Consider the following 24981-nt stretch of genomic DNA (forward strand, 5'->3'; position numbering starts at 1 on the left):
TGGTGCACCGGAGGACTCAAAAACACGTTTCCTGATGGTGGCCTTTCCGTTCGTCCCCGGTGACCACCGACGTTATCCGACTTACTCGTAGTCATCCTTGTAAGCCGCAGTCATCGCCGGGTTCACGTCGGGGTTGTCACGCCAAACCTGCTTCCATCTTCGCTCATTTCGTTCGCGATGATCTCGCTCTAGGATCGATTCGTCGTTGTCGAAAATCCCATTAATGATCCCCTCGGCGATAAACGCTGTCGCGCCTACCGCAACTTCACCCGTCTTTTGCACTGCGGCACATCCGCCGACTCCAAGAATGAGTATGATCACAACGATCGTTGAATACTTCATGTTTGCGTCTCCTTTTGGCTTCGTGCCAAAGCTGGTTGCTCGATGTCAATACCGATTCTCGTGATTGATGTTGGTGGGTGCGTGGACAATCGTTCCTCGGTCCTCGATGGTTGGGTATGATCGTGGCTCCGGGATGGTCTCGGTCGCAGTCCTTTCCCCTGCTTCATCCAGTGCGGTTGGATAACCATGGCATGCACCGGAGTCGGGCTTGCGAGCGTTTTGGCAATGGAGAATTCACCTTCCCGACCCGGTGATGCCGTACGTTACCCGATGAGACTCGACTAGACAGCTCTCTTCGCCATTGTTCCACGTGCCGTGACTAATCCATACGCTTCACCAGAAACTGCACAATCACTAGCGACCAAACGACATCCCCGATGGCTGCGTCGCGCGATCATCCTCAACGCCACACTGCTGAGCGTTCCCCTGGTCGGCCTCGCCGTAATCTACATTTCCATTCGTCTATCGACTGCTTGGGAAACCGCAACTCAGACAGGAGATCCTGTCGTTTACCAGCATTTTTTTTGGGTCACCGTAGACCCTTGGTTTGCTATCGCGTACTTCACGGTTCCTAATGGTATACTTGCTGGACTATTCGCCCGATGGAAATCCAGCGCCTCCAAAGAAAGCTCGCATGACGAGGCAGCCCGTTAGCCCAAACGCTATCCGACGCGGATCCCAAGATCCAAAACTCGGGTAACCAGACGATGCACGTGAGTCGCCGAGCTGAGTTTTCTGAAGTGGTGAGTCGTTCGCGGCGACCACGTGATCGTTACCGTTCACGCTGCTGAATCATGCTCGTGCTCAGTGAAACGGTGCTCGTGCTCGTAATCGATTTGCCGAGAACAACGCCACTGCCAAAAAGTCAAGCAGCGATCGGTGCGTCTGAAGGGTGCCCTCTTGAATTCATCAAGCCTCTGTTTCCTTTGATTCGCTTCTGATGTCACGGTTTGATTGGTGCGCGGTCGACTCGGCTGACGAAGAGAAGCCGACGCCGGTCGATCGATTACGAGCACGAGTACTGCGATGCTGAGCACGAGCACGAACAAAAACAATCCGACGCCTGAAACGCCGACCGCAGATTAGGGCACTCGATTTCCCACGGCGATTCCAATGCGGTACATTGGCCACAAGAAACGATGGCTCGTGCTGTCGTCGTGGCCGGACGCGTGAACCATGTGGTGCACCGCAGTCGGCGAATTCAATTTGTTTTTGAGTTCAGGTCTATCGCGCCGACGCGGTGACCACTGACGTTCCCCGACTGAATTGTTTGCTGTTTTCCGATGGACGATCCAACAGCGCAAATCGACCGCCTTACCGAGTGCATCCCTGACGATCTGTACGAACTCTGGCGCATGGGGCCGCTACGGTTCGTGAGCAGAGACAACCTTCCTGTCGTCGAACTGACTGGACGAAAATTGACCCTTATTTGGGGTTCACCCTTGATCGTCGCTGATGCGGCCGATTGCAACTTCCGGGTCGGGCGACCGTGGAAAATGAAACGCAATGCCCGCTCGGCTCGACCGTTCCTCCCATTTGGTAACCACGACCTGATACTGATCGATTTTCCACCGCTGCAAACCGGTTTTTGGGGTGGCATTTGGTCGTACAACACTGCCCCGGTTGGCTACACTAAAGACTCGCTGAACGACTGGGCGAATGCTTTGGCTGCTATCGTAGAGGGCTTTGACGCACAACGATTCTTGCGTTCCTGAATCACACACCTTGAAGCGGGGAACCATCACATGCACCGAAGGACGCGAGCCGAGCGGTTTGGCGATGGTGAGTCGTTCGCGCGTCCTCGGTGATGTGTGCCGTTCGCCCACTGAACTTTATGCCAATACCTGATGCCAAACGAGCCGTAGTGGAGGATGCGAAGGTTCGCGACTATCTGCTCAATCTCGCACATCCCGACGGTGGCTCCAAGGCGATCTGGTTTCACTCGCTTGGCTACGACCGCGACGAATGGCACAATCTGGCCGCCGATCTACTCGCAATTGCTCGAAACTGCACAACCTTCGATACTGAAACCACTGCGTTTGGTGTAAAATACAAGGCTTTGGGTATTGTTGGACGCCCAGAATCCCGACCAGGCGTCGTCGTGACGGTATGGATCGTCGAGGACGATGATCCGCCGCGATTAGTAACTGCATATCCCGGGTGACTGACATGATTGCCGAACACTCTCTCGTTGTTCTTGATGCTGATCCGCCTCACGCGAGTCTCACTCGTGGAGACGTGGGTACCGTCGTGCACGTCTACAAAGGCGGCAAGGGATACGAGGTCGAATTTGTTGATGGCGGTGGTCAAACGGTTGCGCTTGTAACCGTCAGTGCTGACGACATTCGGCCCATCAAGGCGGGTGAGCTACTTCACACCAGAAAGACAGCGTAGGGGCGAACCAAGCCGTGCACCTGAGGACGGCCTGCGCGGTTTTACATATGGAGAATCAATCGTCCGTCCCAGGTGACGGCAACCGTTCTGGCACAACAGGAGAAACACCATGATGAAACTATTTCGTGCTTTTCTTGCCGCAGTCCTTTTTCCGATGCTAATCACATCAGCATCGTCTGCCGAAATTGTTACCTTCACAGGTGATGGCACCGGCCCATTTGTCGGTGCGTTTCGTGGCGGTCAGATCACAGTCACTGCAACAGGAGCAAATATCATCGGCTCGGAAAACGCAAACGCTCCGCAGCCCAACAGCGAGCTATTTCCATTTCAAGCCCAAAACCGCATCAGCATCATCGATATCGGTCAGACCGGTGCGGCTGTCGCGTTCACGTTTGACAGCGCAACTTTTGGACCTCAAGACTATCTTTTCATAACGAACGTCGGCGGCGAGCGTGACGTACTGCTTCGATCGCAAATTTCTGACACGGACGTTGATGCCAACTGGAATATCATCGAGTCCGTTGGCGAGTCACTCTTGTTCAACGACGACGGGAATGGCATCAACGCGACCATCGTCGGCACAGTTGATTCTGGCGACGGAAGCAATAATGGTGGTTTGCTACTGCAGCCTTCAATCGCTGGGGTTGACGAACTCGTTGTGTCATGGACCGGGCAAGGCACCGCGAACTATGGACTACAATTTGGAGTTGTTGCTATTCCCGAACCCTCCACGACAGCGTTACTTGCGGTTGGATTTCTTCTCGTTGCTGCAGGACGTTTTCGTCGGCACGACCGTTAGAATCGTGACTTTGATGCAAATGAGTTGCAGTGACAGAACCATGGGTTGCAACGGAGGCCGCGAGTTGACGTTTTTGAAGTGGAGTGTCGTTCGCGCGGCCCCGCTGAACCCTGCCGTTCCCCGACTAATGGTTGCGCGTGATGACGCGGTCTCAAAACGCCACATTTTACGGAGCGGAATCTGATACCGTTGGCGAGCATATTCGCGGCGGATCTATTGTCCGATTTCTCGCGACTGGACTGGAAACCGAAGGCTGGACCATCGGCGCTTCAGACTGCTGGCGAGACGCTGGCTATATGCTGACGATTCGCCGTGATTCGACGAACGTGCAGATCACTGCCGCGCCGTATCATGGCACTGACGATCGTTGGATACTGCAGATTGCTCCTTCATACGTACCCGGTGTTCTCGGGCGTATGCTCGGACGCACAAGTTCCAGCTCTCCTTATGGTCTACACGAAGTCGCCACTCAATCGAAACGCGTATTGGCTGATGCTGGGTTCTGCGACTTTCGATGGTGCTGGGACGATCTCGCGGATTCGGCGGACTGCCCTTGTGATCCACCTGAACCACCGCGACAATTTGAATGACACAAAGACAAACGCGGGGAACCATGCGATGATACGGAGCGGCGGAGTCGGGGTTTTTGAAGTGGTTGATCACTCGCCGCCGCCCGCATATCGCTACCGTTATCCGATTAGGCGCAAGCAAATGAAACGCCAGCACTTTATCACCGTCATCGGTGTGGCCTGTTTGATCGCATGCCATGGCGTCGCGATCGCAGACGATACACCATTGCCGGTAAAACCGAACGCTAAGCCGCTCTACCTGCACTTGTTCGCTACAAATCGCGCCATACATCATGACCCGTGGGACTCCCGACCGGAATCCAAGGACAAATGGGCACCAATCTGGACGTGCGTCACTACAATCCGGGTGTACGATAACCGTGCGTTTTATCTGCGCGTGCCCTCGAACCGCGACCCTTACGTCATGCTCGATGGGCTAGTTACCAAACTTAGCCCTAACGCATTCCAACTCAAGCTGAAATACGAACTTGACGATTCGAACATGACATATATCGAGGATGAAAAATACTCAACAAAACCCGATACTTTCGTTCCCGTTGCGGATGGTCTGTACTGGCGTTTGATACTCTCTAGCTTCGACGACGCCTATGACGCGTTCGACACAGCTGAAAAGAACGACACGGAAACCAAGGACAAAGACGGATAACCATCGCATGCAACGGAGCGGCGGTGGAGAGGTTTTACGAATGGTAGCCGAACTCCCGCCGCCCGCTGATGCGTGACGTTCTGGCGATGAGCCAGCCTCGTGCTCGTGCTCAGTCGCGCAGCGACGGTGCTCGTGCTCGTAATCGAAAGCAATCCTGATGACCACGCAATCCTTCGACCACCAACGCCTCGACGTCTACCGGTTGTCTATCGAATACGTTGCCACATCATTCGACGCTTCGGAGTCTCTCACCGGTCGGCATCGCCACGCCCGCGACCAATGGCTTCGTGCGGCCCAGTCCATTCCACTGAACATCGCCGAAGGCAACGGTAAACGAAGCCGCAAAGACCGGGCACGGTTTCTCGACATCGCACGTGGTTCGGCGCTCGAGTGTGCTGCGATCCAAGACGTGCTTCTCGCAACCAAAGGGATCAAAGTCCAAGACGATGCTGCGATGAAAGCGATGCTGCATCGGATCGTCGCGATGTTGACTCGAATGGCCATGAAGTTCGATGGTGTCGCGGAAACCAGTGCGGGGTACCAGGCTGGAGTCGATTACGATTACGAGCACCGCTTCGCTGAGCACGAGCACGAGATGGGAGCCGAAGAGACGCCAGAACCATGCCGTGCACCGGAGCCGGGCTTGCGGCCCCTCCCCAATGGACAATCAACCTTCCCGGCCCGGTGACGGCTCCCGTTCGCCGACCATAGATCGAGACTGACCACTCGTCATTGGCGAGCGTTCTTTGCTCAATCTGACCCATGCAGCCGTACGACCCAACTCCTGAATCGCATCCGTCACGAACTCGCCGCAAGCGGACCGTGGTGTATGCGCTCAATGTTGTTACCCTTGGAGCGATCGCTTACCTGCTTCCCGACTCGTTTTGGGCTGTCGTGATCCCAAATGTCAACGTTTACAACATCGAATAGGCGCACGCTGACTCATTGCACATGAACCGCAATGCCCAACCCGATAGCAACGACTTCGTTGCGGATGGCTACGAACGCGCACTCGAAGGGATTGAAGCTGAAGTTCGTCCCGAAGTCGAGAGCAAGTACGCCGACGAATGGAACGCGTCGGGACTTGTCAAACGTTGGTTCATGCTGCGACGAATCGAGCGTGAAATTGCCGAACGCGTCGCTGAACGATCCCAACACGTCTCACCGACCTCCCTGTTTTGAACATGAATGTCGACTTACCGGACATGATACAATGGGGTTGTTTTCCACCGGAGGCATCATTTTACCCGCTGCTATGCGGCGAACCATGTGGTGCACCGGAGGACTCAAAAACGTCCTTTTTGATGGTGGCTTTTCCGTTCGTCCCCGGTGACCACCGCCGTTATCCGATCGAAGTAGCATTTTGCAGCCATGCAATCGAAGCCTGCGACTACCTTCCGATTTGCGATTGCGACTCTGCTGGTGCTGACCGCTGGCGTTGCGTTCGTGGCTTCGAGTGTTCTCGAATCAATGCACACCGAACTCTCCGATCCGCCCGTGATTGCTCAGACGCTTCCGTATCGCGCGAGGCCACGTTTCGCAGATCCACAGGGCACCGCTTTATCACGCAGACATCGAAGGACTTATCGAAGAGCGTATGTCCTCGTTTTACCAATCGTTAGCCGAAACGATCGCGAAAGCTCTCGGAGACGACACGGGTGTCGTTACAATCACTCGCATCAACCCGGATGGCCCCAACGGTGCTTTCACCGTTGACGTGCGTTGGAGAGATTCATCCATCCGTAAGACCCTCATCTTGCATCCCATCGAATCGCATCTTTACAGTATTTCTATCCCGTTTTCGGATGGCTCGCCAAGCCGCACGGTAACGATAGACTTGACGGACATTGCCAACCCAAACGACGGATAACCAAGCCATTCACGCGGAGCACGGCTTGCGCGTTTTCACAAATGGGAAGTCGTCTCTCCGTGCCCGGTGATGGCAACCGTTCCCCGACTGAATCGTGCATGACATCGTCCTACGCTTCGTCGCCTCTGACCCAGATCGCGAGGTTGATCGTCCTGAAGGCGTTTTCGCGGCAGCGTACGATATTCTTCACCGAGACCAAGCTCCCAAATACATCCAAGACGAAATCCGCAAAACACTTGACTGGTTCGTCTCGGAGCTCCCCATTCCTGATCGTTTCGTCCGCGGCCGGCGTCCACACCGAGCGGATACCGGGTTATGCTGGTTCAAAGCTGGATCTGAGGACTGCATCCGGAACGTGCGATACCTTGTGCACCTTGTTTCGGAATGTGGGATTCCGGTCCGCGAGATTCGCACTGACAAACCCGGCTATGTCATCTACGAGGATGACCACCAACTCGTTGCCCAGCCTGTCTCGGAGACGCCTAGATGATGCGGGGAACCATGCCGTGCACCGGAGCGGCGGCAGCGTGTTTCTTGATGGTTAGTTCTACTCTCGCCGCCCGGTGACGGCGGACGTTATCCCGCTTTACGTGAGGAATAGTTGATACAACGTTTTGGCGAACGAAACACATTTGCACTAGAACTAGGTGCAGCAGATGAAGCATCGGCAGACCTCAGGGTTGTTGACGTATATGCTGGTGGCCGGTGGCTGACCTGTGACGACAATGTCGTATTCCTTTCTCAGTTCATCGGTTCACTGAATGACGACCTCAACTGGCTCGTCACTCCAGCAGCACAAAAACGCGACAAATTGCCGTTCAGTGCGCTTACACCATTAGAAAATCACAAAGAGCTGCTTGAATTAGCGAATGATGACAACGAACTTCACTTGTTCCATCGGTTCATGGACTGGGGACCGACTGCAGATAATGTCTCGATGCATCTTTTTCGCGTGAACGGTATCGCATACCTTCCGTTTTCGTTTTGGCGAGAAACACATCATGATGCCGATGAACTTGGAACGGCCTTCTGTGCTGAATTGCCAATTCATGAATTACTCGATACCATACATCGTGCTGCTTGGAAACTTACGTGGGATTGGATCGGCGAACATAAACGGCGCGGGATAACAATGTGATGCACGCGAAGCCGGTCTTGCGCGTCTTTTGAAATGGATGATCACTCGTCCCGGCTCGGTGATCACTGCCGTTACCCCACTTGGCATCATTATTAGTTAATCGCGATGCGACCATGTAACCAGTGCGGAACTCCAGTCGACAACGCTGATGCTTTCTGCACTGCGTGCGCGTCTAAGCCTATCCCGTTGCACCAAACACCGCGTGCCCACCCAACGCACGAATTGGCAGGCCCCGACTACAGTGATGCCTCAGATTCGTCACACTGGTCCTTAGTGCTGGTTGGGGCTGCATTGAGCGGCATACCCACAGCAGTCGTGATGATGATCGCGTCGCAGATCGTATTTTGGTTCCGCCTTCCATTGCTGACCACCTGCTACATTGGGGCTGGCGTAGTTGCTGCTTTTACACTGTTTGGTGGCTTGGCCGACCTGCTCTCAGCGAGTAGCGGAGAATCGGGGTAACCATCCCGTGCACCGGAGCCGGGCTTGCGGCTTTGGTTAAAAATGGACAATCAACTTTCCCGGCCCGGTGACGGGCACCGTTATCCGTTTGAAATACCGCATTCCTGACACCGGGTGTGCAGCAACACAAAGTCGATGCCGAAGATTGCGATTCGAGACCTGATTGTTTTCACCGGACTCGTGTCGCTCGCGTTTGCGTTTGTGCGAATTAACAGCGAGCTGTCTGACGCCGCCGTAGCATCCTTGGTGTGGAGTCTTCTGGTTTATAAGTCACTGTGCCATTCGCTGCGTTTCGCCGTCTTTCATGCCATCGCAATAGTTACTGCGTTCGTTTTCCGGTATAGCGGTGACTGGCAGTTCCTGACGCCTTCACACTGGATGTTTTACTGGATCTTGGCGGATTTCTGCTTTCTCGGCATGCTCATTAGCAGCTTGATTGTCTGGGGCCAAACCATAGCCGCGTTAAGGCAGTTGCTTTTGCGTCATGGTTTCTGGCTGATTTGCGTAGTGCCCACGGTCATATTCCTGTTCTTGGCGGAGTCGAATTCGAGTGCTGTGTATGCTGCGATGGCTATTTTGGCTGCTGGGCTTACGCTGACGTTTACGATACCCTTCGCGTCTTCATCAAATGCTCGTTTAGCAACCCAACCGTCGTAAGCGGATAACCATGGCATTCACACGGAGCGGGGCTTGCGGCCAAATTTGAAATGGACAACTTTACTCTCCCCGCCCGGTGATGCCGGTCGTTCCCCGACGAAGCAGATATGTCAGACAATGTCTCTACCTTTGACCGAGACGCAAATCATCGCGAAGTTGCGTTCACGGGTCGACGCTGGTGAGGACATCGATTCCGCAATCAAGCGATTGCACAATGACGAACGCTTGGGCATCCTTCTCCTTTTTCGTCCGTACATGATCGTGTCAGGCATCTCCGCCGCCGAGGCCAAACGTCGGCTTGTCCGAGTTATTCCATACGAGGGCTGTGACGACTAGTTCGCTCGCCAAACACCACACCTATACGAAATACTCGTTTGTGATTGCACCATTAGCTCCACCGCCGAATCGACTTCAATGGATGGTGATGCTCGCAATTCCCATCGTGTTCCTCGGAATCACTGTTTCGCCTTTCGGAAGGATCGGTCACTGGTTGGCATTTTCCCTGTTTATCATCGCGAACCTGCTACTATGGTCGGCGATGGTTGCCGGATTTTTCATCAACGTCTACAGACCGTGGCGGGATCGTGGGACCAGAGATCCGGACGACGCTGTCACTCCCCACGATGGCGATGTGAGCGGGGAACCATCGGATGCACCCGAGTCGGCGAGTCGGGCGTTTTGACAATGGAGAATCACTTGCGCCGACCGGGTGATCCGCACCGTTCGCCGACGAAGTGAATCACAAACTCATCACTAATCCAATCCGCAAATGGATACCGAACCACTTGAGGTCTTCTCTCGCGATAGCAACTACGCCGTTATCAAGCCACCCGGACGGCAGTATCCAGGAGCGGTGATTCAGGGCGATTCGCTAGGCATTCTTTGTCGCAATGCTCTTCGCATTGTTGCTCGCATAGACGATGGTGATACGTCGTCCGACGACTTTCTTGGCGACGTTGAGGACCTAACCAACTCGCTGATCGATCGAATACTTCACTATCAATCCGTTCTGCAAGAACACGACATTGATTTTCCTCATGTTCGCGTCTTCACCGACGATGATCGTGTTCAACTTGTCGAAAACAATGAAGCGTAGACGCGATTACAAAGTCCTCGCTTCGCTTTGCCGCTCATTGCTGCGCTTGGTATGATGTCCTGAACGTCAACCGTGGTGGTTAGCAATAATCCGATACAATTGCGGCGAACCATGTGGTGCACCGGAGGACTCAAAAACGTCTTTCCTGATGGTGACCTTTCCGTTCGTCCCCGGTGACCACCAACGTTCGTCGTGCTTGTTCACGTTCGTTGGCTCTTCGATCTTTAAATTCGACTCAACGCACAAGCCGGATATGGTGACTGCAGTCGGCCCACCTCATGATGACGCGACCTCTGTTTCCTGGTGATCGCTCTTGAAGTCGCGGTTTGGTAAACGTTTCCAACAACCAACAATCGCCAACAATGGTTCGTGATCCTATACGCCCATTGCGTCGTTGCGGTGGAGTCTTCGATTGGCCTCAACACTCGATAACGGTCTGACGATCGGTCAACCGCCGACTTCGGTACTTCGGTTCGCACACACCATGCTGTTCCCGCCTCAGACTGATGGATTGCCCCACGGCATTCAACGATCGCTACAATGAAGCACGACCGTCCAACACCTCGCTGGCGGCAACCGTAAATCGACGAACAATTCGATGCACGACGAGCCGCCGAGTCGTGGTATTTGAAGTGGATGATCACTCGCGGCGGCCGCGTGATCGCCAACGTTCGCCGACTAAAGCAATGGCCGACTAAAGCAATGAACGCCTATGATCGTTTGCGACCGACAACCGCTATCGAGTCCTGCAACTGCGATCGCCTTTCGGAACTCGTACTGGTCGATCTGCTTACCGACAACCCGATCCATTGTGCATCATGCCGCCGCGAAGTTGATCCGGAACGCATCGGACTGACGGAACGGGAAGCCGAAGCCGTTGCCGATTGGCATGGCGTTGTAAGCTCTCTTTTCCGCCTATGGCTAGATTCCGGAGAGTACGAAGACGATGCCAAACGATGGCTTACCGATCCCCAAGGCCAAGTGAACCAACGCGGACGCGAAATTGCCATCTTCCTGTCGATTCACCATCCAACTCGCCTCTGGTATTTCCACGATGCTGATGATCCCGAACCTGTAGAATGTCCGGTGTGTGGTGATGCGCTCGACACCGATGTAAATTGGGGCGTGGGTATTTGTCGCCCATGCCACGTCCACATTTAACGGTCAGCGCGGCGAACCATCCGATGCACCCGAGTCGCCGAGTCGGGCGTTTTTGACAATGGGAGATCTCTCGCGGCGACCGGGTGATCGGTAACGTTCCCCGACTGAGAAACGCCGCGTTTGCCAAATAAGCAAACCCAACTAACGCTTCGACGAACCGCCGTAGCATTCGGTGTTCTTGCGATAGCGTTTGCTTACTACCAAAACCTTCCATTTGCCGGAATGACAATTGGGTTTCTGGTTGGTGTCCCGTCGTTCTTTATCGTCCTACTCGTCCGCAATGATCAACTTCGTGGCGTTGTTCGATGCTATGTCTACGCTGCCCTTTGTGCATTTCTTGCCGCAGGGACATCACCACCAGACATTGCACCTACCGTGTGGGGCGGGGTGGTTGGCTGGACATTGGCCGTAATTCAGAATCAGTTCATTCGTGCCCGCAATGCTGACGCATCGGGACCGCCGACACATGTTGATACGTCAGACTATGGACGTTAGCCCTCGTTATACTTGGGAGCGGAAACCGGCGGGGAACCATCGCGTGCACCCGAGCACGCGAGCCGAGCAGTTTTGAAATTGAGAATCTCTCGCGCGTGCCGGGTGACGCGTACCGTTATCCGAATTAATCGCATCTGACCTTAACTTGAGCCTACAACGGCCATCTGATGATTACCGTACGCCTATGGGAGCATGCTGGCACTGGATTGATCGTTCCGCGACCAACCGGCGTTAGGTACTGCAATCAAGTCGGCGGTCACGATTGCCACCAAGTATCAATCGAAGGTTTTTTCGTTCCCATTGCAAACGCCGCCGGGGCACCACCGAAACACGAATTCTGCAGCCCCGAAAATTTTCTATTCAAACACTTTGCCGAACACTCGGCTATGGATGGGCTTACCGAAAGGGATGCTGATGTCATCGAACTGGCGTTTCGCGATGTGCCGCTCTGGAACACATTGCAGGTAGACCGATCTCGATTGGTTGATTGTTTCGAGGCGTGGGTTCATGTCACAATCAGCTACGACAGCGATTCCTGTGGTATCATCGAAGGGTTAAATCGCAACTTCGGTGCGATCTTGACGTGGACCAACACCGACTGATGCTAGCGGATAACCATCGCATGCACCGGAGTGGCGGTGGTGGCGGTTTTGACAATAGAGAATCGCTCGCCGCCACCCGGTGATGCGTAACGTTATCCGCTCCTGAAACTTTACTTCAATCGACACATGGAATGCCTATGAACGAAACGTCCTCCCGAACTCCAGAGGGCGAGCATCACCAGTGCAACGTCTGCGGACACCACTTCCGCCTGAGCATCTCAATGGCAGGCGACACTTGCTGCCCTCGCTGCAACGCATTGGCTTGGCCCACCGAAGGTGTGTCTGGGGAACTCACTACTATTCCTGGACACCGATCTGTACAACGCATCCGGGAGATTCGGCTGCGTGATCGGGACACCGAAGACGAGCTCCGCGACAAGGTGGCCGAGGTCATGCGTCATTTGAAAGCAAACGACCAGGTTTGCGTGTCGTCGTTGTACGCTGGTCGCCAAGATCGACACCGTGCTGCTGCTCATGACAGGCTGCGGGGCTTCGTCGAGAAGATCGCTCTTGAAGAAGTAACAAATGGGGACTTCGTCGAAGCTTCCCGTTGTGTCCGATCGATACTGACCACGGCAACGCACGGGCGGGACGGATAACAATGCGTTGCACCGGAGCAGTGTGGCTCCACTCTGCCCCACTGCCCGGTGAACGCTGGCGTTATCCGACTATCTGACTCGTGTTTACCCACCAGCCTCCTAAGCGTGCTTCCCGGTGCATCGCAATCGCGTCCGTTCTGGCGCTGGTGCCACAAACTGCATGGTTGTTTCTCATGATGCAACCAAATGCACGCAAAACGTTTCTTGACGCACCTGAAAAACTCGGGCTGGGAACGGTAAGCTATTGGTGCGCACTTGCTGTATCCGTCGCGATATCGATTTCCTTGCTTTGTTCGCTTGCGTACTCGTCCCTCGCTACCCTTCGAGGTTGGGTTCGCGACGATCGCCCGCTGTTCTTCACGCTGAACGCGATCTGGATCTACACTGGCACCTTCGCCATACTTTCCAAACTGCCTGTCCTTACAACAGTGATTCGATCAACATTCACAGCTACAAGTTTTGGATGGTTTGTCGTGATTGCCACCGGACTTCCGATCTGGGGACCCTTAATTCTGTGGTGGCTGGGCACTGCCCGATCTCCATCCGTCCGCTGGACAAGTGCCGGCGGATAACAATGGCATGCACCGGAGTCGGGCTTGCGCGCGTTTTGGCAATGGACAGTCAACTTTCCCGACCCGGTGATGCCGGTCGTTATCCAGCCTAAGCGATATGGGTATGCCTTATGCGAAAATTCCTAGCCCGCTGGTTTTCACAGCCTTCTGGTTTCATTCTGTTTGACGATTTGACAGAGGGGCACTTTAACGACCACAAAATCTGGCTTGACATCCATCTCAACGATTTCGGGAACGAACAATACGCTGACGTCGATGACGAGGCATTTCGACCGTGGGATTCGAGTTATCCAGCGCGTCGTGAGTTTTCGGGGTTGGTTGCCGCAGATTTCACGACCCAGAATGGCATTTCGCTTTTCGGTTATGTGTCAAATATCGACGGACAGGATGACGAAACACGAAACCCGATCGTTAACCATCAGCCAACAATTTTTACTTCTGGTGGAACAATCTCATTCTGGCACGGCGCAGTGTATCAATTTGGCCGGGAATTCCTTGATGCCGACATCCATGAATTGCGTAAAATCACCGATTCAAATCTTGATCAGATTTTTCCAATACGATATCAAACGGTCACTAATGCTTTGGTCACACCGATCGCCGCAACAATCGACGGATTTGGATACTTCTCCGGTGAGAACGTTGTCGCTTTTGAGGCGGAATCGGCTGGATAACAATATGTTGAACGGAAGCCGCATTGGGGTGTATGATTTCGTCTTCGCGGATTTGGCCTGCCGGCCAATTGTAAATCCGCTTCGACTACTTGCGAGCTGAAACGGTCGACTCCGTTAACATGTCCGTTATCCTGCTTCAAATGACACCAACCAATAAACAATTCTCTGTTCGCTCGATATTCGGACTTGTGTTTGCGACCGCTGTCGCGTTATTCGCTTTTTTGAATTTTCCGGGCTGGTCTGTTTTTGTTTTATGCGCTGCGCCTGTTTTCGTCGGTTTGTTCTTGCTGTTTAACCGGAAGTCGCGATTTGCAACAAGGCTCTTAGCAGTTCCAATTTTGATATTTTCGGTCTTGTTGCTAGCTATCGCGAGCATAGGGCCAGTTAGCTGGCTTTTTGCCAATTCGGATTCTGGAGCTGCGATGGTCGAACGGACATATTCTCCCCTTTTTCCTATCGCGGGATCTTCAATTTGCCGGCCTGCGTTCCAGGGCTATATGAAATTGTGGGCAGGAGAACCAGAACCCCTTCCATCTGAATATTTTCAACAATAATGAACGATTTTCGACGTGGCGATTAGAACTCGCAGGATAACAATATGATGCACACGAAGCGGCGAAGCAGTGTGTTTTCGAAATGGATGATCACTTGTCGCCGCTCGGTGATCATTGCCGTTCTGTCCGGCAATGATGACACACCGATTGGCCGACAATCCAAATGAACAGACAGCTCACGGAATTGCGGCACGCATTGCTTTCGTGACGCTCGTCGCGGCGTCATCGGCGTTATTTATCATCCTGGCTGCAACATGGATCGAAGCCTGGCGATCTAGCGCGCTCCCCACTGCTGAAGCGTGGAAACACTACGAAGAAACCGGAAACGGACCATGGGATCACAATCGGACGATGCTGTCATACGTTGACTTTGTCTTCTTTGCCGCGCTAATGACATTGGCATCGGGGATCGCAACGCTCGTACTCATTCGGACTCCTGCACATCGAGTGTTTGGCGGACTCGCTTCCGCTGGAGCCGTCGTGACAATGTGGTATCATTTCCTCTTGATCGACTGATCCGAATCGCACAATGGCGATCGCAGGCGATAACAAAAACGGACAGAACCATGGGATGCAACGGAGCGGCGGTGGCCCGGTTTCTCGTGAGATCAAAGTCGACTCCCGCCGCCCGCTGATCCCCGACGTTCCCCGACTGAAAGATGGTCAATCCAAATCCATTCGAGCCACCCTCCGAAACCATTCGGCTAAAAGAGCCTCGCTCCAGCGCACCGATTGGTCGCATCACATTGTCGCCATTGGCTTCGATCGTCGCATCGATACCATCTCTGGGGTATTACGTTCACGCAAGCGGAACTGAACAGATGGTCGCGGTTTGGCTAGCCTTAGCATGGATCTTTGGACTGATCCTTGCCGTGATTCTGATCGTTGCGGTGCTGGCATACCCAACTAAGCAAAAAGGTGGGCGTTTCATTGAATCGTTTCTGCTAGTCTATACTTTGGTCGCGTCGCTGATCGGATTCGGAGGCGTTGGTAACGCTGTCGGGGAATTGCTCGCGGGATGAAACCGGACATTGGCGGGGAACAATCGCGTGAACCGGAGCACGCGACTTGTCGTTGTTTGAAGTTGAGAATCTTCCGCGCGTGCCCGGTTACGCGTGCCGTTACCCGACTGAAACCGACATGAAGCACATCGTTGCCGAAACACGATTCGACTGCCGTGATCGCGATGGCAACGACTTCACTGCGCATCTTATGATCGGCGACCTTGAACCGTGTGTCGTTCGTGATGGTGTTGCCGAATCCAAGCTGCTGATCTCGCTTGATCCGCTGTTCCCGGAACGTGGTTTTCGCGGGACTGACTCTTTTCACGCGATTTGCCTCGCGATCGAATTGGTTCGCAAAGCTCTTCGCGCATTTGTTGTTCACGGCGGAACGGTATACTATCACGGGACAAAGACGCCGATCGACATCGATGACTACGCGTTCACCCCCATCAACGAACCCATCGATGAACGGTTTCTCGCCGGTCTTGCTAGTACGTACGCACGCGTTGACGACGAACCCGAACATCGAAACGGCGGGTAACAATCGCGTGCACCGGAGTACGCGAGCCGGCCGGTTCTGCAATGGAAAAACTTTCGCGCGTACCCGGTGACGCGTGACGTTCGTCGGACTGAGACAATCACTTGCGAGACTGGCTGATTCGTTACATCGAACATGCATTCGCTGGTGTCACGCTGGGTGATGGCACAACGCTGTATGAGGCAGCGTTCCAAGCTGACTACGGCTTCGACCAACGCGAACTTGCACTCTCCGAAAACGCGGAAAGAATCGATTGGCGACGGATTCCGTTTGACGATCTATACTCTCGGAACGACGCCATATTCTTCATGAATTCATGCGGCAAGAGATTTTACTCCCCCGCGATCATGCGCGCGGTACTGACCGAAGGGATGCGTGATGGCTTGATGTACGATGCGTTCATCTTCGACTTGGCTGGCTTCGTTCACGCAAAGAAACCTGAAGACATTCCGTTCACGACGCTATACAATACAAAACAACGTGCTGCGTTCGTTCGTTTCTGCAAATTCGCCGCGTTCAACGCCCCTCGGGAGTTCGGACACGACGACCCGCTGAAGATCCTCGATCGTATTCGGAAGCTCGAACCCGCACCAAAAAGCCGACGAACCAGGCGATGAACCGAAGTCGCGGAGTCGTCGTTTTTGACAATGGAAAATCAACTCCCGCGACTCGGTTATCGCGGCCGTTAGGCGGACTTGGCCGCATCGGGTTTGGGGTACGGCAACACTGGCAGCAGCAGCCGACGCTTCGCCCATTTCTTCATTGGCTTGACGTAGCGAAACTGCCGGAACTCATGACGTGTGCACTCTTCGCGGCGGCCCTGAATCAACGCGGCTGATCGGCTCAGTTCAGGGCTTCGCGTCATCAGGCTGTTGTGATACCAAACACCATCAAGCTACCAGAACGTCGACAAATGCTCCCCGCAATAAAGAAACGACGACGCCTGGTACACGACGCCCAGTCGTCCGCACCGTTCATCCGCGAACGACTGAATCCACCCGACCTTAGGATACTTGCGGCGAATGAACTTTGTCGCATAACTGATCGCTTTCGATTCACTGTTTCGCGGCATCGCATCATCAACCCACATCCGGTTCAACTCTAGGTATTCGTCGATTTTCGTGCCTTCGACCACGCCCGCCATGCTTTGCGGGTTCATCGCGTACCCGAACTGCAGAACCCCGTAAATGTAGTCATCGACGTAAAGCCCAAGGTGAATATATGACGCTGAATAAAACTTTCCGCTGTAATGGTTGTCGACAATGATTCGGTTCGCGTCATCGCGGTTCATTTCCTTGACATAAAACGACGGTTCGCCAAAACCCTCAACCGTTGGCTGGCCAAACAGCATCCCCTGAACCGACCAAAGGTAGTCCGGTGTTTTCCCATTCGCTTCCATACAATGCCGCCTAACAATGCGATGAACACGGAGCCACTACAGCCCCGTTGGTTTCGACTGGGTTCGTGTTGTCAACGCCGTTTGCCATTCAATCCCTTTCCTGTTGGCCCGTGCCCCGGTTATCGCTGGCGTTACCCGACAGATGATTTCCTGTGACCGACGACGAGTTGGATATCGATGATTGCCAGACCGAGTTTGGAATTCCACACTCCATACTGGCCCACGCAGGCGACTACCGCATCGTCGAGCTGCACTACAAGTGCGCAAGTTCGGAACAGGAAGCCCACCTGGATCTGCATTTGTCACGTGGCAGTGAAGTGCGACGACTTCGATTCTTGCGTCCACAGCAGTTGGTGATCGAAGAAGGGTTTCCGGAACCTACACATGGTATGATGATCATCGACGCTTCGGGTGACGGGCTTGACGGATTGGGTGTTCGCGTGATCGACATCGAGGCCTCACACGGCGCAATTACGTTCTGGGCCAAGGACGTAATCGATCTTGATGTGTCCGACAGCGGGTAACAATCGCGTGCACCCGAGTACGCGAACCGGCCGGTTTTGAAATGGAAAATCTTTCTCGCGTACCGGGTGACGCGTGCCGTTACCCGACAGACTTTGGGATATGATCGCCACTGCTAATGTCATTTTTGATCGCAGCTATTTTGAGCTTCAATACGACGAATGGTTACGCCACCGTTCGAAGTTTAAACGGTACGAGATCTGGTTCGCCATTGCGCTGACATTATTCGGCGTGACATTGGCAGTCGCATTCCAGAACCAATGGCTTGTCGGTGCCCTTTTTGCAGCGGCGGGCGTTTACGAGTTTGTGATGGCTGCCACTCACAAGCGACGATGGGTGGACGCACGAGTTGCGACCGTCCGTGATGACAAATCAGTCGATATTCAATTCGACACGGATTCGCTCACTTCGATGTCGGCCAACGGTACCGCAACAATGCGTCTGTCGGGATTCACAGGTTTCACAAAAGCCTCGAAGGGGTTCTTCCTTATTCCGGACACAGGAGTGTTAATCTACGTTCCGCGTGCTACCATTGATCCAAGCGATTCGTATTCTTCCCTGGTCGAATTGCTTGGCTCCAGAATCGCTTCGCCCATAGATCCAAAATGCGGGTAACCATCGCGTGCACCGGAGTACGCGAGTCGGTCGGTTTTGAAATTGAGAATCTTTCGCGCGTACCCGGTGACGCGTGACGTTCGTCGATAAGGAGTTGATCCTGGACTTTGAGCGTGCTCTCGCTTCCGAATCACCAAAGGCACAATGTGCTGCCGCACTGTTCCTGCGATCAGAAGGTCCTCGCGGTGCTATCCACATGCGAGGGTTACTGGACTGCTGCCAAAAGGTTTCGATCGATGATCAATCGTTGACCACCACCCAGGAACGACTCGTTGCTTACGGGGCGCGTTCGCTCGGCACAATTGTCCATGCCTTCGGTTTTGATTCCGCAGACGACCTCCACAAGCGTACTGCGGATTGGCTGATCCGTCTGACCAGCAACCGTCATTTGCAAATCGCTGGGTTTGCAATTCACGCCCTCGGCGACTTGGGCATTCCACCGCACGCCGTACAACAGAGACTCGAAGATTTGATCGTTGGTCCGAAACGCAAAGACGACCTGCCAGTAATCACGTGTCGCGGGACTGCGTTTCGCATTCTGGCGACACTCGATCGTTCACTTGCAACACGGTACACTGACACGCCGGCGGCTCGTGAGTATCTTGCCGCAATCGACCATTGGCTTGCCGCTGGCTCCGAAGATCCGAAGTTGCACGACGACCTCAAATGGCTTCGAGCAGAGTAGCGACGAACCATGGGTTGCAACGGAGGCCGCGACCTGACGTTTTTGAAGTGGTGAGTCGCTCGCGCGGCCCCGCTGAACCCTACCGTTACCCGACAGAATGAGAGCGTGTCATTGGAGTCAAACATTTGCGTTCACGCCGGCTGAAAATTGCTCTGGTGCTCTCCGCATCGGCTGCTGGAATGCTGATTGCCGTCTGCTTCGCATGGTTTGGCATTGAAACTGGTCCAGGCGGGGAAACGTGGCATGCTGTCGCGGTCGACGACGGTTTTTGCTCGGCATTGCTTCCACGGAGGATCGAATACAGGGAAATCCCAAGCGGGGATTCGCGCCCTCCCGTCCGCGAATGGAGCGGGTGGTTAGAAGAGAGTAGCTACTCGATCGCCATCATTCCTGTCGAATCGCGGCCCAAGCAGCAACAATTGGATCTGATCGAGAATTCGGCTGTCGAATTAGCAGCCGAATACGATGGCCATGTCATCCGAAGCGTTCCCGCCTTTGTCGATGGATATGAGGGAAGGCGTCAACTCATTGACACAGGGTCAATCATTTTCGATCAATACATGTTTGTGGTTGGCCAAAAGGCGATCACGGCGAAAGCAGACTATCGAACAGGGATGCGGCCGACTCGCTTGGTCGAATACTTTTTGGCAAATTTCCGTATCAACAACTGTTCAGTGAATGATGAGCAAGTTGGCATTCAGATCGGCGGGTAACCATGGCATTCACACGGAGCGGGGCTTGCGGCCGAATTTGAAATGGACAACTTTACTCTCCCCGCCCGGTGATGCCGGTCGTTCGTCGGCTATAGACGACGCCATACACCCTCAAAGTTTTTGTGTGTCGCGAATGCTTATTGAGAAAGATCCCGATTTGCAGCGTTTGCAGGACGCACTCTTGCGGTTCATCCGAAACGATGAGAATTCGGGCATTTCTGACTTCAATGAGCTCTTCAACAAGATCAATGGTGACGTGATTCGGCGTTCACCCAAGCGAAACGATGTCGCGTATCTTGTGTGGCGAGACCGGTTGGTCTTAACCGCTGCGTATTACTACGGGATCGAAAACGGCTTCGGCCCCCGCGATTTGTCTACAATTATTGGGAGACTCGATGACATCGGATTTCGCACTCCAGGTGATTGGATCTCATTTCGTGGAGAATTGCTTGCGGCACTGAGAGCGGAAGGGCGTGACCATGAGGCTGATGCCGTAAAGGCGGATTTCTGTGCGCGATACGACGACGTGCGAATGCAACTCGAAGACGCAATTCAACGATTTCGGTCGGAATAGTTGACCGAAGCGACGAACCATGGGTTGCAACGGAGGCCGCGAGTCGACGTTTTTGAAGTGGAGAGTCGCTCGCGCGGCCCCGCTGAACCCTACCGTTCGCCGACTGACTGAATGCTTGCACCACTTGTCCTTCCATTCCAGATTACGGTAGCCGTGTTCGCGGTTCTGTGGTGCTTGGGTGCGATGACACTTCGGTCACCAAGGCGCATTACGTGGCTTTCTCTCGCCGCCATGATTCTCTTCATTCCGTCTTGCACTGGCATCATGGCAATCGTCGATTCACAACGCTACGGTCGCTTCGACTACGCCGAGGCGTCGGATGTCCCCGATGATGGTTACATCGAACTACCCGCGGACGCCACGGACATTACCCTTTACCGAAATGGCGCGGGTCACTGGGCCAAATTCACTATCGACACACCATCTTTGCGATCTTGGATCGGCGACCGGCGCTCATTGCGCCCAGACTTGAATCAACATCACGACGATGATGAATGGCTGACAAAGACCGGCAACAAACAACGGCAGGATATGATTGAGCTCAATCAGCAGGTGTTCGGCCATCGTTTTCCCGATACCGGTTGGGTGTACGATCCAACCATGGTTCAGGTCCATGTGACCCGCTCGGCGCGTGGTGGCGGATACACTGTGTGGCATGTACCATCCACTGGTGACACTTACCTCAGTGCGGGCTACTGGTAATGCGGCGAACCATGCGATGCAACGGAGCCGGGCTTGCAAGGTTTCACAAATGGAAAGTCTACTCTCCCGGCCCGCTGATCGCGGTCGTTATCCCAATTACTTCTACACACTGGCCAAGCCGATGACTTGTACGATCTCGCGATTGCTCTTTGTGCTAACCCTGCCCTTAGTCGTTCGCACCACGCTCGCCGAGTCGCCCGAAGTCACCGTGACTGATTCCCTGTCTGACGCTGAATACAAGAACGAACTCAACAAGTTGCTGACAAAGTTCAAGGCTGACATCGCAGAATTGCAATCCAGGAGAACTGCCCCCTTGCCAGCCGAAGGTTCATCCGATTCCGCACGTGTCGTCAAACACGAGTTCAGGCCTAAGGGCATACGCCGACCTGCAAACGGCTTCCACTCAACGCAGCCCGCGGTTGTAATAGCCCAACAACGCCCAAACGCTGACCGCAAATGGGCGTTACATATTCTGATCGCAGATGGTCGATCTATTGTTCTGCCTTACGGCAGCCAGTTCGATCAGCAGCACGGAACGTGGAAATTCAGCACCGACGGTCTTTCATACACTTGGCGTGAAGGCCGCATCGGCGACGTATTGCAAACAGGTGCAATTGACGTTGTCGGCGACAATCCGCACCGCTATCGCTACAGCAGCGAGAACGACGGGATGTCCAACGCGATTGGTCAACCGGTTGCTGGCGATCTGTTTGATGTGATTAAGACATGGCTGAGCTACGACCCTGAATCAACCGAATGATGGTGGGATAACCATGGCATTCACACGGAGCGGGGCTTGCGACCGAATTTGAGATGGACAACTTTACTCTCCCCGCCCGGTGATGCCGGTCGTTCCCCGTAAGAGATAGTGAAAATGCGATTCGCGATTCTGCTCATTGCGACAAGTATCCTCGCTTCGTACGGCAATGCCACCGATCGTTCTTTCGATGACATCAGTGCACAATCACCAAATGGTGTATGGCGACTGGATGCCAAATCGCCCGACAACCGCATCGATGGATACCACCCGTGGCAAGATGATTTCGTGTACACAATGCACAAGGGTGGCAGGCGAGTCTGGTCACGCGAACAGAACAAACAAGAGCCCGAGGAGTATTCACCGACTAGGATCGTTGTTGCCGACGATGGTTGGACTGCAATACATACCGGTTGGGATCAACTTGTTTTCGTTGACGCCAATGGACGCAACTGTGGTCGCATCGATGATCTCAAAGAGCTTCTGTCAAAGAAGGACCGAAGCGAATTTACCACCTGGTCTACCGCAGGCGTAATCTGGACGCCTTATTCGCTTTGGCATTTCGCAATTATTGACGGGAAGCGCATCTTCGTAATTCGGCTTTGGTGGGGGCACCAATTGATCTTCGATCCCGAAAACGGCCACCGCCTTAAAATGACTCCGAGCTACGCAAAGCCAATTCGCGATTTGCAGGTTGATCACTGCCGCAAAGTACTGGCCAACGCCGTAGCTGATGGCATCAACGACGATTCGGCCGACAATCTGTTGACGCCTGCTCTGCTAGCTGGACAGCTTGACATTCGCGATGCGATACCTCACCTGCGAGAGCTAGAAAAATCAGAATTCGTTGGCCTTTACGGCGGTTCAATGGCTACGGACATTGAACCGGGGGCTATCAATCCGTTTTTCATCCAACAATTCACTCTTCGTCAGGTTTCACAGCTTTCACTTCGTCGTCTTGGTGAATCGCCCAAAACACTGCCTGTTTTCGAGTTTCCGAAACATAGAGCGTCTGGCAATCTTCGCCCCGAACGTCAAAACGATCGCGCGAAACAAATCGTTTCAGTCAAGAATGGGATGTCCGCGGAAGATGTGCTGAAGATTCTCGGCTCACCAGACTTCATCGACTATTCCGAATGGTCATACGATCTTGACGGTGATGATCCGAAAACAGCTACAATTACTTGGGACTCGTACGAGGTGAAGAGCATAAACGTGACGAAACCTTTGTGGAGAGATGGTCTGTCACGCGATCGGCTGGTCGTTGGATACTAGGGCACGGGGAACCATGCGATGCAACGGAGCCGGGCTTGTACGATTTCACAAATGGAAAATCAACCGTCCCGGCCCGGTGACGGTGTAGGCGAATGGTCCCGGTTTGATTCGCCAGTCCATACGGTGCAATCAACTTGGAGCTGTCATCGGATTCCAATGAATTTCATTAATGGAATATTCGCGGTGTCAGCGTTTCGGTCCTCAGAGACCGGCGTGTTTCCGTTAGCGTCGCTTTCTCGGTCATACATACTCGTTTCAAGCGACTTGTATGGGCATAATTGGTATGAGGGCTGTTGCGGACCTTTCAATGTGATGGGCAGCCAGCGGTCTTCTCTCAGCATCGCACATTCTTTAACGAGATAAATTAACGGTGGGGGTACTTTGGAGTGTGACTATGGATTTAGCATCCGATTTGTACCGACGAATCCCGGTCGAAAACTGTGCCGCGCGGCACACTAGGCACTGTTTAACAAACTGCTCTGGCGAAACTTGAACGCATCGGACAGCCTCCCGGAGTACCTACCAAAGTGCTCCAAGGAGGAAGCCCAATGCCCCGACATCGTCTCACGGATCGAGAGTTCAATGCAATCCGTTACTTGCTGCCAAGACAGCGAACGGGCAAAAAAGGTCGGCCTTGGGTCGATCACGGTTCGGTGATCGACGGCATCTTTTGGATTCTAAAAACCGGCAGTCCGTGGAGGGATCTGCCCGAGGTGTTTGGAAAGTGGCAAACCGTTTACGCGAGATTTCGACGCTGGAACCTGGAGGGCCTTTGGGACCGGGTCTACAACGCAATGCTCAAGCGACTGGACAAGCTCGACAAAATTGATCGAACGCTCTGGTGTGTCGATGGAAGCGTCATCCGCGCACATCGGTGTGCCGCAGGAATGATTCCTCAAAGCGAAGAAAACGACGAACTGGTCGCTTTGGGACATTCTCGCGGAGGCTACTCGACCAAAATCCATATCCTCTGCGACGGCCAAGGAACGCTGCTGGGAATCACTGCGACCGGTGGGCAACGTCATGAATCCACCGAACTGGAGAATCTAATCGACCACTGCGAACTGAGCCTGCATCGCTATGATTCCCGCCCCGACGCAATCGCTGGCGACAAAGGATACAGCAGCCACGCGATTCGAGATCGACTTCGTGAGTTAGGGATCGAGCCAGTGATCGGATCAAAGTCCAACGAATCGCGTGAAGAGGAATTTGATCGCGAAGCCTATCGTCGTCGCAAAATCGTCGAACGCTTGATTGGATGGTTAAAAGAATCACGACGGGTTGGAACGCGATACGATAAGCTTGCTTGCTCGTACCTTGCATTCGTGCAACTCGCCGCCCTGCGACGAGCCCTTAAGCTGATTTAGTAAACAGTGCCTAGTTGTTGAAACTGGTTTTGTGATGTGACGGATGAATTTCAGAAATGAATATTTTGCATCAGTGAGAGATATTCCCAGGTGCAACGGATCAATTTGCTTCATTGATTCTGGTGAATTCTGGCAGCTAAAAAAACGATCACCCGTTGCGGATGATCGTACGGTCGGCG

Annotated in this window: 28 protein-coding genes and 1 pseudogene; 27 read left to right on the top strand and 2 right to left on the bottom strand. The window is 53.7% G+C overall.

Translation table 11 applies throughout. The annotated features are described in order from the left end of the window. Window positions 1-81: 81 nt before the first annotated feature. On the bottom strand, window positions 82-342 hold the full coding sequence (locus HFP54_RS09575; protein ID WP_168564953.1) for a hypothetical protein: 261 nt from the start codon (window positions 340-342) through the stop codon (window positions 82-84). Between the two features lie 1283 nt (window positions 343-1625). On the opposite strand from HFP54_RS09575, the gene HFP54_RS09580 reads away from it, so the two are divergent. From HFP54_RS09580 to HFP54_RS09660, 18 genes are all read left to right on the top strand, one after another. After that, window positions 1626-2057 carry a hypothetical protein gene (locus tag HFP54_RS09580; protein ID WP_168564954.1) on the top strand — a complete coding sequence of 144 codons (432 nt, stop codon included), beginning with the start codon at window positions 1626-1628 and terminating at the stop codon, window positions 2055-2057. A gap of 119 nt (window positions 2058-2176) precedes the next feature. Next, entirely contained in the window at window positions 2177-2506 is a 330-nt protein-coding gene (locus HFP54_RS09585) for a DUF6883 domain-containing protein (protein ID WP_168564955.1), read from the top strand. 5 nt (window positions 2507-2511) lie between these two features. Further along, entirely contained in the window at window positions 2512-2736 is a 225-nt protein-coding gene (locus HFP54_RS09590; protein WP_168564956.1) for a DUF4926 domain-containing protein, read from the top strand. Between the two features lie 109 nt (window positions 2737-2845). Next, entirely contained in the window at window positions 2846-3535 is a 690-nt protein-coding gene (locus HFP54_RS09595) for a PEP-CTERM sorting domain-containing protein (RefSeq protein ID WP_168564957.1), read from the top strand. A 447-nt stretch (window positions 3536-3982) separates the two neighbouring features. Beyond that, window positions 3983-4771: a hypothetical protein gene (locus HFP54_RS09600; RefSeq protein ID WP_168564958.1), complete on the top strand. Its 789-nt coding sequence runs from the start codon at window positions 3983-3985 to the stop codon at window positions 4769-4771. Window positions 4772-4928: 157 nt separating this feature from the next. Beyond that, window positions 4929-5459 carry a four helix bundle protein gene (locus HFP54_RS09605; protein WP_168564959.1) on the top strand — a complete coding sequence of 177 codons (531 nt, stop codon included), beginning with the start codon at window positions 4929-4931 and terminating at the stop codon, window positions 5457-5459. A 263-nt stretch (window positions 5460-5722) separates the two neighbouring features. Further along, on the top strand, window positions 5723-5953 hold the full coding sequence (locus HFP54_RS09610; protein WP_168564960.1) for a hypothetical protein: 231 nt from the start codon (window positions 5723-5725) through the stop codon (window positions 5951-5953). 1289 nt (window positions 5954-7242) lie between these two features. Then, complete coding sequence (locus HFP54_RS09615) at window positions 7243-7779, top strand: hypothetical protein (RefSeq protein ID WP_168564961.1); 537 nt, start codon at window positions 7243-7245, stop codon at window positions 7777-7779. Between the two features lie 597 nt (window positions 7780-8376). Beyond that, window positions 8377-8898, top strand: a complete 522-nt coding sequence (locus HFP54_RS09620) for a hypothetical protein (protein ID WP_168564962.1) — start codon at window positions 8377-8379, stop codon at window positions 8896-8898. A gap of 117 nt (window positions 8899-9015) precedes the next feature. Beyond that, on the top strand, window positions 9016-9234 hold the full coding sequence (locus tag HFP54_RS09625) for a hypothetical protein (RefSeq protein WP_168564963.1): 219 nt from the start codon (window positions 9016-9018) through the stop codon (window positions 9232-9234). Window positions 9235-9667: 433 nt separating this feature from the next. Continuing rightward, on the top strand, window positions 9668-9994 hold the full coding sequence (locus tag HFP54_RS09630) for a DUF6959 family protein (RefSeq protein ID WP_168564964.1): 327 nt from the start codon (window positions 9668-9670) through the stop codon (window positions 9992-9994). Between the two features lie 627 nt (window positions 9995-10621). Continuing rightward, a complete protein-coding gene (locus tag HFP54_RS09635; RefSeq protein ID WP_168564965.1) occupies window positions 10622-11155 on the top strand; it encodes a hypothetical protein in 534 nt (177 codons plus the stop codon). A 662-nt stretch (window positions 11156-11817) separates the two neighbouring features. Further along, window positions 11818-12252: a DUF6210 family protein gene (locus HFP54_RS26375; protein WP_390657021.1), complete on the top strand. Its 435-nt coding sequence runs from the start codon at window positions 11818-11820 to the stop codon at window positions 12250-12252. A 1281-nt stretch (window positions 12253-13533) separates the two neighbouring features. Beyond that, the gene (locus HFP54_RS09640) at window positions 13534-14097 is read left to right on the top strand and encodes a hypothetical protein (RefSeq protein WP_168564966.1); all 564 of its coding nucleotides are present in this window, start codon (window positions 13534-13536) and stop codon (window positions 14095-14097) included. A gap of 119 nt (window positions 14098-14216) precedes the next feature. Continuing rightward, window positions 14217-14651 carry a hypothetical protein gene (locus HFP54_RS09645; protein WP_168564967.1) on the top strand — a complete coding sequence of 145 codons (435 nt, stop codon included), beginning with the start codon at window positions 14217-14219 and terminating at the stop codon, window positions 14649-14651. Window positions 14652-14798: 147 nt separating this feature from the next. After that, a complete protein-coding gene (locus HFP54_RS09650) occupies window positions 14799-15167 on the top strand; it encodes a hypothetical protein (RefSeq protein WP_206036120.1) in 369 nt (122 codons plus the stop codon). A gap of 624 nt (window positions 15168-15791) precedes the next feature. Further along, on the top strand, window positions 15792-16196 hold the full coding sequence (locus HFP54_RS09655; RefSeq protein WP_168564969.1) for a hypothetical protein: 405 nt from the start codon (window positions 15792-15794) through the stop codon (window positions 16194-16196). A gap of 101 nt (window positions 16197-16297) precedes the next feature. After that, on the top strand, window positions 16298-16810 hold the full coding sequence (locus HFP54_RS09660; protein ID WP_168564970.1) for a DUF6714 family protein: 513 nt from the start codon (window positions 16298-16300) through the stop codon (window positions 16808-16810). Window positions 16811-16878: 68 nt separating this feature from the next. Here the strand turns inward: HFP54_RS09660 and HFP54_RS09665 are convergent. Beyond that, a pseudogene (locus HFP54_RS09665) lies at window positions 16879-17592 on the bottom strand (Mom family adenine methylcarbamoylation protein). 152 nt (window positions 17593-17744) lie between these two features. On the opposite strand from HFP54_RS09665, the gene HFP54_RS09670 reads away from it, so the two are divergent. From HFP54_RS09670 to HFP54_RS09710, 9 genes are all read left to right on the top strand, one after another. Continuing rightward, window positions 17745-18116 carry a hypothetical protein gene (locus HFP54_RS09670; protein ID WP_168564971.1) on the top strand — a complete coding sequence of 124 codons (372 nt, stop codon included), beginning with the start codon at window positions 17745-17747 and terminating at the stop codon, window positions 18114-18116. Window positions 18117-18216: 100 nt separating this feature from the next. After that, window positions 18217-18729, top strand: a complete 513-nt coding sequence (locus HFP54_RS09675) for a hypothetical protein (protein ID WP_168564972.1) — start codon at window positions 18217-18219, stop codon at window positions 18727-18729. Window positions 18730-18976: 247 nt separating this feature from the next. Then, window positions 18977-19414, top strand: coding sequence for a hypothetical protein (locus HFP54_RS09680; protein ID WP_168564973.1), 438 nt, complete (start codon window positions 18977-18979; stop codon window positions 19412-19414). A gap of 125 nt (window positions 19415-19539) precedes the next feature. Then, on the top strand, window positions 19540-20127 hold the full coding sequence (locus HFP54_RS09685) for a hypothetical protein (RefSeq protein ID WP_168564974.1): 588 nt from the start codon (window positions 19540-19542) through the stop codon (window positions 20125-20127). Continuing rightward, on the top strand, window positions 20096-20701 hold the full coding sequence (locus tag HFP54_RS09690; protein ID WP_168564975.1) for a periphilin-like transcriptional regulatory Lge1 domain-containing protein: 606 nt from the start codon (window positions 20096-20098) through the stop codon (window positions 20699-20701). The genes HFP54_RS09685 and HFP54_RS09690 overlap by 32 nt, the downstream gene beginning before the upstream one ends. Before the next feature lie 111 nt (window positions 20702-20812). Beyond that, complete coding sequence (locus tag HFP54_RS09695) at window positions 20813-21403, top strand: hypothetical protein (protein WP_168564976.1); 591 nt, start codon at window positions 20813-20815, stop codon at window positions 21401-21403. A gap of 49 nt (window positions 21404-21452) precedes the next feature. Next, a complete protein-coding gene (locus HFP54_RS09700) occupies window positions 21453-22163 on the top strand; it encodes a hypothetical protein (protein ID WP_168564977.1) in 711 nt (236 codons plus the stop codon). A 114-nt stretch (window positions 22164-22277) separates the two neighbouring features. Next, on the top strand, window positions 22278-23435 hold the full coding sequence (locus HFP54_RS09705; RefSeq protein WP_168564978.1) for an outer membrane protein assembly factor BamE: 1158 nt from the start codon (window positions 22278-22280) through the stop codon (window positions 23433-23435). Window positions 23436-23983: 548 nt separating this feature from the next. Then, on the top strand, window positions 23984-24802 hold the full coding sequence (locus HFP54_RS09710) for an IS5 family transposase (RefSeq protein ID WP_168564979.1): 819 nt from the start codon (window positions 23984-23986) through the stop codon (window positions 24800-24802). The last annotated feature ends 179 nt before the right edge of the window (window positions 24803-24981 follow it).

It is taken from the genome of Crateriforma spongiae (assembly GCF_012290005.1).
GTDB classification, from domain to species: Bacteria; Planctomycetota; Planctomycetia; order Pirellulales; family Pirellulaceae; genus Crateriforma; species Crateriforma spongiae.